Raw genomic sequence first — 15,067 nt, 5'->3', positions numbered from 1 at the left:
AATAAATTAAATTGAGTAATGAAAGTGGGTACATTATGTTTATCATTGAATTAATAAAAGGTATTATCTTAGGGGTCGTCGAAGGATTAACAGAATTTGCACCTGTTTCCTCTACTGGACATATGATCCTAGTTGATGATATGTGGTTAAAATCATCTGAATTTTTAGGTTCTCAGTCAGCATTTACATTTAAAATCGTCATCCAATTAGGATCCGTCTTTGCAGCAGCATGGGTGTTCCGCGAACGCTTCTTAGAGATTTTACATATTGGTAAACACAAACATGTTGAAGGAGATAACGATCAACAAAGACGTTCAAAGCCAAGACGTTTAAATTTATTACATGTATTAGTGGGTATGGTGCCAGCAGGTATTTTAGGCTTACTATTTGATGATTTCATCGAAGAACATTTATTTAGTGTGCCAACTGTTATGATTGGCTTATTCGTAGGTGCTATCTATATGATTATTGCTGATAAATACTCAGCTAAAGTTAAAAACCCACAAACAGTAGATCAAATCAGTTATTTCCAAGCATTTGTAATTGGTATTTCTCAAGCAGTAGCTATGTGGCCTGGTTTCAGCCGTTCAGGCTCAACAATTTCAACTGGGGTATTAATGAAATTAAATCATAAAGCAGCATCGGACTTTACATTTATTATGGCTGTTCCAATTATGTTAGCAGCTAGTGGTTTATCTTTATTAAAACATTATCAAGATATTCAGATTGCTGATATACCTTTTTATATTTTAGGCTTTTTAGCTGCATTTACTGTTGGACTAATTGCAATCAAAACATTCTTGCATCTAATTAACAAAATCAAACTAATTCCATTTGCCATTTACAGAATTGTATTAGTAATCTTTATTGCTATACTTTACTTCGGATTTGGCATTGGTAAAGGTATTTAATTTCCTTTTAAAATATAGACTGTCAATTAAGGAATCACTTGATTGGCAGTTTTTATTGTCTTCTTTTAAAAAACATCTGAAATACTTAATAGTGATTCACTACTATCATCGTTTATATTGATGTATCATAGGGTATGTAAAATTAATAAAGTAATTATGGAGGCAAGATCTATGGATAAGAAAAAAGTCATCAAATTTATGATTAATGTATTACCAATTGTATTGGTACCGTTAATTGTTGAACGTAAACGTATCAAACAACATCCGGACGTACAAAAAGTTACAGATGCTACAAGTAAAGTTGCTTCAAAAACATCTGCAGCAATCAGTAACACAGCGAGTGATGTTAAAGAATATGTCGGCGATAAAAAACAAGATTTTGAAAATAAACGTGAACTTAAAAAGTTTGCTAGAGAACATGATCCTGCCTATATTGAGAAAAAAGGCGAAAAATTAGCTAAACAAAATCGTAAAGACGCTGATAAAATGAATAAAATACTTCAAAAAAATATCGAAAAGCGTCATAAAGAAGAGCAAAAAGCCCGCGAAAAGAATGAAATACAACGTATTAAAGATATGAAAAAATCACAAAAATACGAAGAAAAAGCAGGCTTAACACCTAATAAATTAGATGAGAAAACTGAGAAAAAAGGCGATAAACTAGCTGAAAAAAATCGCAAAGAAATCGCTAAAATGAATAAAAAGTTACAAAAAAATATTGAAAAACGACACAAAGAAGAACAAAAACGCCAACAAGAAGCTGATAAAGCACGCATCAAGTCATTTAAAAAATATAAAGATTATGTTGCCAAAAGCGCCTCTCAACAAAATAAAGAAAACAATACAGAGGCATAATTGTGACACATATTATTATTGATGGAGATGCTTGTCCTGTTGTTGATTCTATTATAGATTTAACAACTGAGACAGGCATTTTTGTGACAATTATTCGGAGCTTCAGCCATTTTTCGAACCAATTATATCCTCCACATGTATCAACATTATATGTTGATGATGGACCAGATGCAGTTGATTACAAAATTGTTCAATTATCAACGAAGGATGATATCGTAGTCACTCAAGATTATGGACTCGCAAGTTTATTAGTCGACAAAGTCTTAATTGTCATGCATCATAATGGGAAGATATACAATTCCAAAAATATTCAACAACTATTAGATAAACGATATATGAATGCACAAATTAGAAAACAAGGTGGTCGCCACAAAGGTCCCCCACCTTTTACAAAGCAAGATCAAAAAGTGTTTGAACAATCACTATTAAAAGTCATTCATCGAATTAAGGAGCTGGATTAACATGAAACGAATCGCAGTTTATTGTGGTGCAAGCAAAGGTCATGACCCTTCATATGTACAAAAAGCATACGATTTAGGTAAATATTTTGCTGAACAAGGTTATGAATTAGTATTTGGTGCAGGGTCAATTGGCATTATGGGTGCCATTCAAGATGGTGTATTAGATCATGGCGGCAAAGCTATTGGCGTCATGCCTAAAATGTTAGATGAACATGAAATCACAAGCCAACGTTTAACTGAATTAATTTTAGTTGATTCTATGCATGAACGTAAAAATAAAATGGCAGAACTTGCAGATGCATTTGTCATGGCTCCTGGTGGCGCAGGTTCACTAGAAGAATTTTTCGAAATGTATAGTTGGGCTCAAATAGGTATCCATGAAAAGCCTATTGCCATTTATAATATTAATGGCTTTTTCAATCCACTACAAACAATGATTGACCATATGATTGAGGAAGGTTTTATTGATCCTAAGTATCGTGCTCTTGCACCGTTATGCGACACTAAGGAATCATTAATTGAATCAATATTAAATTTCAAACCTCTGGGTACTCGTTCATACGATTAATCATTCTAAGGTTAAAAAATAAACAAACACCCCTAATATTGTTATCATCAGCTAAACAATGTTAGGGGTGTTTGTTACGCTTATGTATAAATTTTTCACTTTCGAAGATTAATGTAATAGCGCACTTGCCTTTTTAATAAATGATACTTACTTAGATTGGGTAATTCGAAATGATCATACACTGTCATGCCAATTTTTTCCATTACACGTTGTGAAGCTTTATTTGCTTCTGCTGTAAAACTATAGACATCGTATATTTGATGTTCTTCTGCTAACTTCAATGTTGCCTTTGCGCCTTCAGTTGCTAATCCTTTTCCCCAAAATTCTGGCAACAAGCGCCAACCTATTTCATAAAGCGGTAATTCTTTAAATGGATAATCGCTTGTTTCTGGAATATAATTCAAACCTATAAAGCCTATCCATTGATGGGACTCTTTATCTTCTACAGCAAATAATCCAATGCCATAATCTTTAATAACCGCATCCATAGTTCTCATATCTAATTCTGAACGACGATAACTCAATAAACTTGGAAAATATTTACGTACGTCATAATTCGCATTCATTTTTTGAAAAGGTAACAGATCATCTTCATGCCAGTCTCTTAATATTAAACGCTCTGTTTCACAATAAATCATCGATTGACACTCCTATATAATTTCTCAATAAAAAACACAAAATCGATATTTTGATCAACTTTGCGTTTTAGATAGCAGTTTATTTTGATTTAGAAATATAACTTATAAGTTCAACATGAACTGGCACTTCTTTTAAACGTGCTCTATCTGATTTCAGCGCAGTAAAAGTTGCATCTATAAAATCTTGTTGATGGTTTAAACGATATGTAGCAACAAAAGTATCTGTATCGGACTCAAAGTTTGGTAAATGTGCAATTACACGCTTAATTTCGCCAGTAGAATCAGCAATCGTATGTCCTGTAATATTTTCTAATTCTCTACCTAATTCTGGCAAAGTAATATCTTGACCCTCTAAAATTCTAAAATCTTGTTCATGCATGCCGTTTCTCTCCTTTATTAATTATGTTGTCTATTTTTACATTCTGTTTCAATCATGACCACATTTTAATTAATACATACCCTTAAAATAAGGTTTAAAACGCTGTACCTTTCATCTATAACAAGTAAGCAATTCGATTATGATTGGTGTTTGTCATTAGCTTTTTGATCTTTATCTGCTGATGTAGGCTTTTTGTGATTATCTTTATCCGATGACTTAGTTTGATCTTTTGATTGCTTATCTTGTGATGCCTCTTTATCTTTATCTTTGTCTTTATTTTTGTCTTCGTCTTTTTTATCATCCTTGTTATCTTCTTTTGAAGGTTTTAAATCTTTCACTTCTTTTTCAAGGTCTTTTTGCTTATCTGCTAATTTTTCTTTTTCTTGTTGAAGCTTTTCTTTTTTGTCTTTTAATTCTTTATTTTCTTTTTGTAAATTATCGATATCCTTTTCCAGAGTGGCTTTCTCTTGACTTTTACCACAACCTGTTAAAAATAGCATGACCGCCATAATACTGATGATTAATTTCTTCATATAAAACTCCTTAACGTCATTAAATCTTTTTTAATTTTAACATGAATTAGCAACATAATCCTAATTCTAATCAATATCTTTATACATTTTCACATGACTCACTTGATAACCTAAATCTTTATTCAAAGATATCATTGGCAAATTATTTTTATGAATTGTATTGCTTATTCGCTTTGCATTCATAGTTTTTGCCCATTTTTCAAGCGCAATCTTCAGTTGCGTAGCTATTCCCAGTTTGCGAAATTGTGGTTCAACATATAGCAGTTCAATGTTAACCATACTTTTTTCATTACTAAAATGTCCCCAAATAAACGCTATTAATTGACCTTCATTTTCATATATATAAATTTTATCATTTGTATGTTCTAATCTTGAACATATCATCTCGTACCTAAGAGCAATACTCAGTTTAGTACATTTATAGTTGGATTCTACTTGCGACAATAATGTCTCATGTATATTAGCTATTTGCTTGATATAATTATGTTCATCTTTATTAAGTGTCCTCATTTTCCTCTCCAATATTAATCGTTATATTTATGCGTTTAATATGATATGATTGACCTTATTAATACTATAAAATCATTTCCATTTTAATTTGGAATTAAACATTTTTAAAGGAGCGCTTAAGTAACAATGAAAAGTACTGCGCAATTAACAAAAGAAAATAATGTTAAATCATTAAGATTAAGCAATACTGATAGAGAAATCTTCGAGAATTATATGACTTATATGCGCTCTGACTTTCGCGTCAACCCTCATGATACAGAGTTAATTATTAACCGTATACTCAAACAATTATTAAGCGCAGAACAACATGGTTTATTAGCCTTAGATTTTTTCAATCACGACCCAAAAGCACATGCAATAAAAGAACTAAAAGCGATGCCTAATGAAACATTTAAAAATATTTTTAAATATATCTATCAACACATCGTTCTATTAATTGGGATTGTTAGTTTTCTCAAAGGATTTTTAGGATTTTTCATGGAAAAAAATGGAAGTAATTTATATTTTGTTTCATTCCCGTTTTCAGTAGTCGTTGGATTCTTTATTGTCTTTTTATTTATATGGTTTAGTTTTAAAACAATACAACTGCAGTGTTTTAACAATTCAAATTGGATATGGATATTCACCTATTTAGCAATCATTCTACTAATTGTAGGATTTTTCTATGTATTCTTTATTCCACAATCATTACTTGCCTTTGGACCATATATTCAGGTAAGCAATTGGGTATTTATTATATTTTCATTTATAGTTATGCCTATTGGATTACGCATTGAAAGAAATATTTCGAAAAAACATTCTCATACATTTTTATAAACAAAAAGCTTATTACATCATATGCGAATTTGGTACTGTTAATGATAAAATCACTAAATTACAGTTACCGAAAAACATATTTTGCAATAAGCTTTTTATTAATTAATCAATAAAGCATCTATAAAGAACCATACAATCATTATAAACATAATGATTGCTTGAGCTATACTACTTGTTAAAAATGCTACGATTGAACCTATACTTACTTTAACTGCTCTTTCAAATGAATAGCCTTGTATTAATTCAACTATGAATACCAAAATAAAAGGTATAATAATAATTCCAAATGGCGGTAAAACAAAACATCCAATAACCACACCAATTAAAGCTGCATACTCTCCAAACTTAGAACCACCGAAGCGATTCACAAAATATTTATTAGCTAAAAAGTCGGCACATAAAATTAATATTGTTAGCAATGCCATAGATACATAAAACACCCATGATAAATGCTGATTATGAAAGCCAAATTGATAGATTAAAAAGCCAACCCATAATACTAAAACAGAAGGAATAATCGGCTTAATCAACCCAACAAATGCTAACATGAAGGCAGCGATGATAAGTAGCCATAAAATAATTGTCATGTTGATATCACATCCTCTTTTGTAATTTTTTGATTTTTAGTAAAGAATATAAGTATCATACCTAACATGATTGATGCTGCTGATACAAAAAATACATTTTCCAAACCTACCCAGTGACTCATAGCACCACCTAATAGGTTACCGCCTAACTGTCCAATAACCATTGCATTAGAAAATAGTGTTGAAGCGTATCCTGGAAAATCTGGTAAGATATCTTGGAAATAACTAATACCAATTCCTAAAAGAACCGCTAAGAAAATAGCTAAAAACACCTGTCCTGCTAACATCATATAGAAGTTTTTAAATACCCCAATGCTGAAGTAGAATAAACCACCAAAAATCGCTCCATAAATCAACAATGTTCGAGTCTGTAATCTAGATGATAAAACGCCAAGAATGATCATAAATGGCACTTCTAAACCAGCACATAAACTAGCTAAATAACCGACATGTTGTTCATTTTCTTTTAAATAATCAGTAACAAATAAAGGCATATTCATCGTATACATCCATTGTCCAATGTGTAATAAAATAAATGCAATAAATGGTAATAAAAGCGTTTTGTCTTTAAACATATTAGGAGCAATTTTTTCAACATGTTGTTGCGTACTAATAGGGTGTTTAATGTTTAAATCCTTATAGAAAAACACTTGAAGTACTAAAGTAAATAAAATGATACTTATTGTTCCACCAAACAATCCAGCATAGCCTTTTAATCCGATTAATTGGGCACCAATAAATGGACCAAATAAAAAGCCCAATGAGAACATTGAACGTAATACTGTGTTGGCAAATTGAGCTCTATCTTTAGAGCTTGAAACATTGATAGATTCTCTAGCAGATGCGTAAAGTTGGGGCATTGCTGGTGCAAATAATCCTTGGAAAATCGCATATAGTAATATGAATAACCAGATTGTATCTACAAAAAAGTATATTGAAAAACCAAGCGCACCCATTAATAATGCGAGAATAATAATAATTTTTCTATTAAAGTGATGCGTATCCGAAAATCTAGCAATAATTGAATTTACTGTAAACTGGCTAATCGCTGCAGATGCTAGAAGTAATCCATACTGATTTGTTGTCATACCTAAATCTTTAGTTGCAAAAAGAACAAGATATGGGACCGTAACCGCAATACCCATACCTAGTAGAAACATATTAGCAACAAAGAGTTTATAATTCTTTATTTGTAATAACGCTGCAAACATATCCATAACCCCGCTTCTTAGAGCCCCTTTTAATTTATTAATTAGGGGCTCTTATGCAGTTGGTGCATTAGCAACCAACTGTATTCCTTTGTCCCCTTTTAATTTATTAATTAGGGGCTCTTTTGCTGTTGGTGCATTAGCAACCAACTACGTTCAATTTAACCGAATAGTTTAAAATTAAATACAAACCTTAAATTAGTCTAAAACTACGCCTTTGGTTGTTCAACAAAGCTCGCCATGAGATTTACAAAAGAATCAACTTGTGGCAATTGCAACATGCTCGGATCATAACTCATAAATGTCGAACGAATCAGCGGTTCATTATCAATTTCTACTTTTTCAAACTCAAATTGTTCTTTGCTGATATTTTTCATCATAATTTCTGGCAAGATTGTAACACCTACACCACTAATCAACATTTCTTTGCAAGTTGCTACTTGATCCACTGTAATAGTTGCATGGTAATCTTGTTCTAAATTATCGTTATACCATTCTTTTATTTGATTTATATAAATCGGATCAGCTTGAAACTCTATAAATGGTAACTTTGTAACATCATCTCGTCTATTTTTTGGAAAAATAAAATAATGATCATCATTAAATAAATGTGTGTTAGCTAAATTCATTACCTTATTTCCACGAGTTATCATAACATGATAATCTCTATGATTTGCTTTAATTTGTTCAGTTGAACCAACTTGCACTTGTATTTCAACATTAGGAAATTGGGCATTATATAGGCTCAAAACTTCAGGAAGTAAGGTTTGTCCAATCAAAGAAGAACACCCGATTGATATTGTTCCATTCACTTCACCAATATGTGCCTGCATTTTGTCAAAAAATAATCGCTCTCTTTTCAACATGTCACGAGCATGCTCAATAATCATTGTTCCTTCAGTTGTTGTAATCAATTGTTTTTTTGTTCTGATAAAAATATCTACTCCAAAAGCATTTTCAATAGCTTTTAGTCTTTGTGTAACAGCAGGTTGAGATATATATAAAATTTCAGCCGCTTTACGTAACGTTTTCGTTTCGTCTAATGTTATTAGTAAACGATAGTCTTCAATCTTCATAATTTCCCCCCATAAATTATTCAATTATTGAACTTTCATGGCTACAAGCATTCATGAGTTCATTACTAACGAATAATTTCACCAATTTTATTGGTATGGCTGCAGCTTGAATTACTTAGTTTTTCTTTTGTTGTTGGTGATTTTTAGTTTGATTATATTGCTTAGGCTTTATTTGTTTGCTTTTTTCAATATTAGTTTTATTTTGTGGCTTTTGATGATTTTTTTGAGCCTTTGCATTAATTTTATTAAAGCAGTACATGATTTTCTTTTGGAATCCTTTAAAATCATTTTCTAACTCTGCCATAATTTGATGTGCAATCATATATGCTTCATGAAATTGCTTTTTTGTAATTTGCTCACTTTCTAATGCAAACATTAAATCATCTTCATCTACCAACTCATATTCACCACTTGGTAATGCTAAAACATCTAAACATAAATCTACTGTACGCGCATTACCTTTTTGCGTTATATTTTTGATATTTATATCAAAATAATATTCTAATGGATTGCCTTTATTATCAAACATTACAGTTATACTATAACGTTTCTTTTCAGGTAGTATTTGCAACCATTTATAATTGTCATCTGCGACAATGATATTTTGTCCAACTACCGTCACCTCTAAAGGATCACGAACCTTTTTCATCGTGACTAAGCCTATAATACCCTTAAACCTATTATTATTAACTTTTACCTCTGTGTATTCCCTATCAATTAGGCGACGCCAGTGACGTTTATCTATATACTTTACTTTCACAGTCACCAACTCCTTGTCATTATTATATAAAACTACATAAATGATGTCATGTCATGATACAGTTTTATAGTTTTTGTTAATCATATGAAAATATTTATTATTATTTTACTACAACTCGCTTCAATTTACTTAAAATAGACAATATTAATTAGATAGTACACACATTTCTTCATAAAAGTGATTTTTCAAAAATATAAATAACACACTCTTATCGTTTTCAAAATCATTTAATGCTATTTTCATTAAAAACAGCTGAAGCATCAAATCTATTCTGATTCAATCAAGAATACATATAAAAATGAAGTGACTCAAAGGTTTATTAACAACCTTCAAACCACTTCATTGATCACTTTTATTTTAAAGCATATTTTTCGATTACTGATTTAAGATGCGGATATTGCGTAATTAATTCAGATTGCTTAAACAATTCAAACTGCTTAAACTCAAATGCCGGTTGACACATACAACCTACTAAACTAAAAGTATTTGATATTTCGATTGAAGAAGCAAAAATTGTTCCTTTAGGCACTACATATTGCAATACATCTCCATTTTGGATATCAGTACCCAATGTTGCAGTCGTATATTCCCCATCCGGATTTATCATATGAATTGTTAGAGAATCGCCAGCATGATAGTACCATACTTCATCAGCATCAATTCGATGAAAATGCGAAATATTGTCATCTGTAAGTAAAAAATAAATACTACTAAACGGCGCTCTGCGTCCATCTTTCAATACTTCTCGAATTGTCTCTCTATAGAAACCACCTTCAGGATGTGATTCAAGTTGCAATTCATCAATCCATTGTTCTGCTGATTTCATTATTTCAAATCCACATTATGGAATACGTTTTGTACATCTTCTAAATCTTCTAATGCATCGATTAATTTTTCAAATGTTACTTGGTCCGCTTCAGAAAGTTCAATATCTGTTTGAGGTAACATTTCAAATTCAGCAACTTTAAATTCTTCAACACCTGCTGCACGAAGCGCATCTTGAACGACTGCAAATTGATCTGGTTCAGCATAGACTATTGTCAATCCATTATCGTCAATCACATCATTTACATCTACATCTTGTTCCATTAATGTTTCAAGTATTTCGTCAACAGACTTTCCTTCAATACCAAATGTTGCCACATGATCAAACATATAAGCAACTGATCCAGATACACCCATATTACCGCCGTTTTTACCAAAAGCAGCTCGCACATCAGAGGCAGTACGATTTACATTATTTGTTAACGCATCAACAATTAGCATTGATCCGCTTGGGCCAAATCCTTCATATCTTAGGTGATCAAAGTTTTCGTCTCCAGCACCCTTAGCTTTATCTATTGCTTTTTCAATAATATGATTCGGCACTGAATATGTCTTAGCGCGTTCAAGCACCAACCTTAAAGCTTGGTTAGATTCTGGATTGGGTTCACCAGATTTTGCTGCAACATAAATCTCCTTACCAAATTTCGCATATATTCTACTTGTGTTTTTATCTTTTTGGGCCTTTTTTTCTTTAATGTTATTCCATTTACGTCCCATAATGTCATCTCGCTTTCGAACTGTTTAATTAACAACATATATTATACATGATTTTTTTATGTTTATATACATTTTCACAATTAACATTATTGAACTACGATTTCTTCAAACTGTTACTTAGTTTTAAAATATGTATAAATTAAAAATGTGCCGATAAGCAAATTCTATGCTTTCGACACTCAATTTCAATTAAATATTTAAAAATTGTTCTACATCTTCAAATAAAGCATTAAATTTAGATATATCATCATTATTTAAATAAATATAAATTTTACGCTCATCTTTAGATGATCTAACTTTACTAAGTCTTTCTTTTTCAATTAGTCTTCTTATAGAAACTAATAATTTTGTCCTACTTAAATCTAGCTCATCCATTGCAGTTTTTAAAAATGATTGCATAAGTACTTTTTCATCTTTGCAATGCTTCATCGTTAAATCTAAGACTGCTAAATCATTTAGCGACAACTTATATTTTTTATCAATATATTCAGATAATGCTTTATATTGTTTATAGAAGCCAAGCAATGTTTCTAATTTCTCAGTATTCAAAATGTTGCACCCCCAAATATATAAAGACAATGCTTCTGTCATTATTATCTTAAATTTTTCAGCCATTGTCTTTCTCATTTGTTTTTAATACGTTGTCAAAATTACCAACAAATGCAAATTAAATTTTGCAATACATATCAAGGTGTTATTTTTTTCCTATTTTAATTATGTATAACGCATTAAAAGTAACGTTAATATTCAAGGAATTATCACTAAAATTATGCTCTTTAATCTCTATTGCTGGTTTAAGGTAGTTGTCAATTTTAGATAGTAAACTAGGGTTCCATTCATATTTATCTCTTAATTCTTTAGAAATCAAATGATTAATGTTGCCACTATTTTCGTCCAATGTTTCTATTACAATTAGATATTTATCGTTTAAAACATTGTTTTTAAAATTTATATAAACTTGACTATCCTCAAAATTACTCATAATTGTCTCGCTCTCTATCACTCGCCAATCATAAATAACAAGACAATAATAATTCTCTATATCAAAAATAGAATAATAACTGTTTTCGTATTTTGGTTTCGAGACATATTCGATAAACTTTTCTAATATAAGACCTAGTGTTGTTTTAAATCCATTTTTGTCATATAGATGCATCGCATTAAATGCTTGATGATTGTCAAAAATGTTTAATCCAAAGCCATCAAAGTTGTGATACAGCGCACTTAATGTCTTATAAATTAATGGAGCACTATTACTTAGATCTCGTTCTTTATTATTAAGCAGTTTATGATTTTCAACATTTAGAAAAATCAGCTTTTCTTGTTCAATATCCAATTCATTAATTACTTGTTTTAAATTTTTAAAATGCAAAATATTTTTCAATAGTAACTCATCACTTTCCCCCATCAAATAAGGGCTACTTAAATTTGCATTATCTATTATTAACGAATCGAATTTAAGTCGCTTTATTTGTGATACTAGTGATTTAAAAACTGAAGGTTTTTCAAATAAACAGGTAATGTTCAATCCTAATTTCACATTCAACATGATGTTATGTAATTTTAATATCATTCGATAAATTGTTCTAATTTCCATCAATGATAAATCAAAAACAAAATGCACTTCGTAATTATTATGATTACTTAATTCGTTTGGAGATATTTGTCTGAAAACACTCATAAAAGCTTCTTCAACAAAATAAGTTGTTTCAATATTATTTATATTAAATGCTATCTTTAGATCACTTTCAATTATTGTTTTAATGATTGTGAATTTTTCTTCTTCGGACATGGTATTTTTACTTTTTAGAATCGATGGCATGATGAAAAAGACAACTTGACTGTTCTTATTCAATAAGGTTTTAAAGATTCCTTCTAAGAAAACTAATTTCATTTCTGTATAAGTATTTATTTGAATAACCGTTTGAAACAATTTAGGTGTTTCAAATTTGTCTTCATCAATATGTATAACATCAGTTAGGTGGTTTTTATAATGTTCAATATAATTCAATATGATTTCTTTTACTTCTTGCACCATTTTGCCTACTAGTGGTTCTGGCTTTAGCATTAAACATTTATTATATTTTGATAAATTACGATATTCATTCGGTGTTATATCCATATAACTTTTAAACATTTTAGAGTAAGTGGAGCTACTACTAAAACCTAAATGTTCACTTATGTTGCTAATAGTACTATCAGTAGTAAGTAGAATTTCAATCGATTTACCAATTTTCAAAGTATCAATATATTTTTTAAAACCCATGCCCATAAGTAAGTGGAATTGTGATGACAAATTTGACTTTGAGACAAATAATTTATCAGCGACACTTTTTAATGTCAATCGTTGATTTACATTTTGATAAATATATTCGAGCTCATCACGCAAATCACCATAATACGCATATCGATATTGATTTTGTGCAATCTTTTTATCCATACTTGCTTCTTTTGCAATGATTTTAATAATATCCTGTAATTTTCTAATATCAGCGTCATTAAGAGGCTGATTATCAAGGTATCGATATGTCAATTTTAATAGTAGACATTTCAAATTATAGGATGATTTAATCAACTTTGCTGTATAGTGGTAATTAAAGAAAGTAAAGCCTAATTCCGCAAACCAATCGCTACTCAAATACAACATGATCGTTTTTTTATTATTCTTAATACTAAATACATCCAGATGATTAATAATATATATATCATCTTCAATTATTTTACTTTTACGAAATTTTTGTAGTTCGATTTCCCCGTCAATTGGCCAAAATAAGACTATGCCATCTTGGCAACGCGTTGTCGCATATTCATTATTAGTAAGTATATGCAAGCATGATTTTGCCATAACTTTACCTCTTTCTATATTTAAGTACCACTTTTATCATTCCCTATAATATTTAACTTATTTAATTAAACGTAAATTTAACACAATACGAATACCAAATCAAAAATAAATAAAACTATATAATGGTTAATTTTTAAACTTATATATCAATCATTTAAATATTACAAAAATAGATGTAGTCAGTTTAATTAAACTATCCAATTGAAAACACACTACTTTTTAGTATTTTCAAAATAATTTTAAATGACCACATCTACAACGTATTACTATTATCTTTTGTTAGTTATATATTCATTTTCAATTTAAAAATAAACACTTATTTAAATCACATTCTACTTTTGAGATGAGCTCAAACTAACATTAAATTGTTTATATTATCTATACTTCTTCCTATTAATGTTTCGATTTTAAAATTAATACGTAGCTATACTTTACTTTTCTAATAAAAGTGTAATTAGAAAGGCAAGTACACCTGTTTAAAGTTTATCTTCTAAGATTTGTTTACTTTAGAACTATAGCAGTTAATCATTTCAATGATTAATAATATCTTTACAATTAAGGTAATATATTTTTATTGCTTTATCAGTAAAATCTCAGTCTAAGTTTCTAACTTATGACAATCGCTCCAGTTTAAGGTTGATATTCATTATTGATTATTCCAAAACTTTATACAAATTTCTTTATTAATTTAACTGTTTATCTTCTGAACATATTAGCAAGGTAAAGTATATCCTTAATAATATTCAACAAATTAATAAATAGATTAAATCCCATTTCTCTTGGTGAATAGTCACCTCTTTTTAAACGATTAAAATCATACAAAGTATAAAGTAGAAATAACAACAGACTAACGACGGTAATAATAGTGTAAAAAATAGGATTTTGAAGAAAAATACCAATTAGACTCGCAATAATTAATGTTATTAATGTAACGAATAAATATTTGCCTATACTCGATGCATCTCCAACGAAGAAATAACCAATAATACCAAATGCTATAAATGCAAAAATTGCTAATGCGATATTTTTATAGAAAATATCTGGTCCTAAATTTTGTAAATACGTGGTAAACGTTGCGTATGACAATAAGCCAATCACTACAGCGTAAATATGTGAAATAATTAAACCGAACCGTCTCGCTCTTTCAAAAACAAGTGTTGCTAAAATAATAATCAGTAATCCAAATGACAAGGGTTGTCGCCAACTTAATGGTAAAAACTGACCTAGATAGCATCCTATGCCAAATATAATCCAATAATACATAAAATAAAGCCACACTTTACTTATTGATTGAGCATGCTGGTTTTGATGATAATATGAATGATTTGTATTTTGCGACAAAATAATTCCTCCTTCTACCGTCGTTTTATGCGTCAAA

19 protein-coding genes are annotated in these 15,067 nt (G+C 30.0%); 5 read left to right on the top strand and 14 right to left on the bottom strand.

The features are described 5' to 3' along the window. The first annotated feature begins 35 nt into the window (after positions 1-35). From JG553_RS00915 to JG553_RS00900, 4 genes are all read left to right on the top strand, one after another. Positions 36-911, top strand: coding sequence for an undecaprenyl-diphosphate phosphatase (locus JG553_RS00915; protein ID WP_000469890.1), 876 nt, complete (start codon positions 36-38; stop codon positions 909-911). Positions 912-1,082: 171 nt separating this feature from the next. Next, positions 1,083-1,766 carry a hypothetical protein gene (locus JG553_RS00910; protein ID WP_000358498.1) on the top strand — a complete coding sequence of 228 codons (684 nt, stop codon included), beginning with the start codon at positions 1,083-1,085 and terminating at the stop codon, positions 1,764-1,766. A 2-nt stretch (positions 1,767-1,768) separates the two neighbouring features. Further along, complete coding sequence (locus tag JG553_RS00905) at positions 1,769-2,227, top strand: YaiI/YqxD family protein (protein ID WP_000148828.1); 459 nt, start codon at positions 1,769-1,771, stop codon at positions 2,225-2,227. A gap of 1 nt (position 2,228) precedes the next feature. Then, a complete protein-coding gene (locus tag JG553_RS00900) occupies positions 2,229-2,795 on the top strand; it encodes an LOG family protein (RefSeq protein WP_000820892.1) in 567 nt (188 codons plus the stop codon). Between the two features lie 95 nt (positions 2,796-2,890). Here the strand turns inward: JG553_RS00900 and JG553_RS00895 are convergent, their stop codons facing one another. The 4 genes from JG553_RS00895 to JG553_RS00880 form a co-directional block, all read right to left on the bottom strand. Further along, positions 2,891-3,433, bottom strand: coding sequence for a GNAT family N-acetyltransferase (locus tag JG553_RS00895; protein WP_000638613.1), 543 nt, complete (start codon positions 3,431-3,433; stop codon positions 2,891-2,893). Between the two features lie 79 nt (positions 3,434-3,512). Beyond that, complete coding sequence (locus JG553_RS00890; RefSeq protein ID WP_000545115.1) at positions 3,513-3,812, bottom strand: hypothetical protein; 300 nt, start codon at positions 3,810-3,812, stop codon at positions 3,513-3,515. A gap of 137 nt (positions 3,813-3,949) precedes the next feature. Continuing rightward, complete coding sequence (locus JG553_RS00885; protein ID WP_000733431.1) at positions 3,950-4,345, bottom strand: SA0632 family lipoprotein; 396 nt, start codon at positions 4,343-4,345, stop codon at positions 3,950-3,952. 66 nt (positions 4,346-4,411) lie between these two features. Continuing rightward, complete coding sequence (locus JG553_RS00880; protein ID WP_001259678.1) at positions 4,412-4,855, bottom strand: GNAT family N-acetyltransferase; 444 nt, start codon at positions 4,853-4,855, stop codon at positions 4,412-4,414. Positions 4,856-4,981: 126 nt separating this feature from the next. On the opposite strand from JG553_RS00880, the gene JG553_RS00875 reads away from it, so the two are divergent. Further along, positions 4,982-5,671: a DUF1129 domain-containing protein gene (locus JG553_RS00875; protein ID WP_000842860.1), complete on the top strand. Its 690-nt coding sequence runs from the start codon at positions 4,982-4,984 to the stop codon at positions 5,669-5,671. A 98-nt stretch (positions 5,672-5,769) separates the two neighbouring features. Here JG553_RS00875 and JG553_RS00870 read toward each other — a convergent pair whose 3' ends face one another. The 10 genes from JG553_RS00870 to JG553_RS00825 all read right to left on the bottom strand — a co-directional run bounded on the left by JG553_RS00870 (position 5,770) and on the right by JG553_RS00825 (position 15,030). Next, positions 5,770-6,258: a DUF456 domain-containing protein gene (locus JG553_RS00870; RefSeq protein WP_000152582.1), complete on the bottom strand. Its 489-nt coding sequence runs from the start codon at positions 6,256-6,258 to the stop codon at positions 5,770-5,772. Then, positions 6,255-7,475 carry a sugar efflux transporter gene (locus JG553_RS00865; RefSeq protein WP_000367064.1) on the bottom strand — a complete coding sequence of 407 codons (1,221 nt, stop codon included), beginning with the start codon at positions 7,473-7,475 and terminating at the stop codon, positions 6,255-6,257. Before JG553_RS00865 ends, JG553_RS00870 begins: the two co-directional genes overlap by 4 nt. Positions 7,476-7,675: 200 nt before the next feature. Beyond that, entirely contained in the window at positions 7,676-8,542 is an 867-nt protein-coding gene (locus JG553_RS00860; protein WP_000687411.1) for a LysR family transcriptional regulator, read from the bottom strand. A 115-nt stretch (positions 8,543-8,657) separates the two neighbouring features. Continuing rightward, complete coding sequence (locus tag JG553_RS00855) at positions 8,658-9,302, bottom strand: ribonuclease FAU-1 family protein (RefSeq protein WP_000865624.1); 645 nt, start codon at positions 9,300-9,302, stop codon at positions 8,658-8,660. A gap of 144 nt (positions 9,303-9,446) precedes the next feature. After that, the gene (locus tag JG553_RS00850; RefSeq protein ID WP_001789973.1) at positions 9,447-9,563 is read right to left on the bottom strand and encodes a hypothetical protein; all 117 of its coding nucleotides are present in this window, start codon (positions 9,561-9,563) and stop codon (positions 9,447-9,449) included. 91 nt (positions 9,564-9,654) lie between these two features. After that, positions 9,655-10,128, bottom strand: coding sequence for a cupin domain-containing protein (locus tag JG553_RS00845; RefSeq protein WP_000833483.1), 474 nt, complete (start codon positions 10,126-10,128; stop codon positions 9,655-9,657). Further along, entirely contained in the window at positions 10,128-10,844 is a 717-nt protein-coding gene (locus JG553_RS00840; protein WP_000532966.1) for a YebC/PmpR family DNA-binding transcriptional regulator, read from the bottom strand. Before JG553_RS00840 ends, JG553_RS00845 begins: the two co-directional genes overlap by 1 nt. A 189-nt stretch (positions 10,845-11,033) precedes the next feature. Continuing rightward, positions 11,034-11,393 carry an HTH-type transcriptional regulator SarX gene (gene sarX, locus JG553_RS00835; protein ID WP_001090985.1) on the bottom strand — a complete coding sequence of 120 codons (360 nt, stop codon included), beginning with the start codon at positions 11,391-11,393 and terminating at the stop codon, positions 11,034-11,036. Positions 11,394-11,538: 145 nt separating this feature from the next. After that, positions 11,539-13,689 (bottom strand): helix-turn-helix transcriptional regulator, encoded by a 2,151-nt coding sequence (locus tag JG553_RS00830; RefSeq protein WP_001129754.1) that lies wholly within the window; start codon positions 13,687-13,689, stop codon positions 11,539-11,541. A gap of 696 nt (positions 13,690-14,385) precedes the next feature. After that, positions 14,386-15,030, bottom strand: coding sequence for a Bax inhibitor-1/YccA family protein (locus tag JG553_RS00825; RefSeq protein WP_000081602.1), 645 nt, complete (start codon positions 15,028-15,030; stop codon positions 14,386-14,388). Positions 15,031-15,067: the final 37 nt, after the last annotated feature.

The sequence above is a fragment of the Staphylococcus sp. T93 genome, assembly GCF_016743875.1.
Taxonomy (GTDB): domain Bacteria; phylum Bacillota; class Bacilli; order Staphylococcales; family Staphylococcaceae; genus Staphylococcus; species Staphylococcus aureus.
This window is presented reverse-complemented; position numbering and strand designations above follow the sequence as displayed.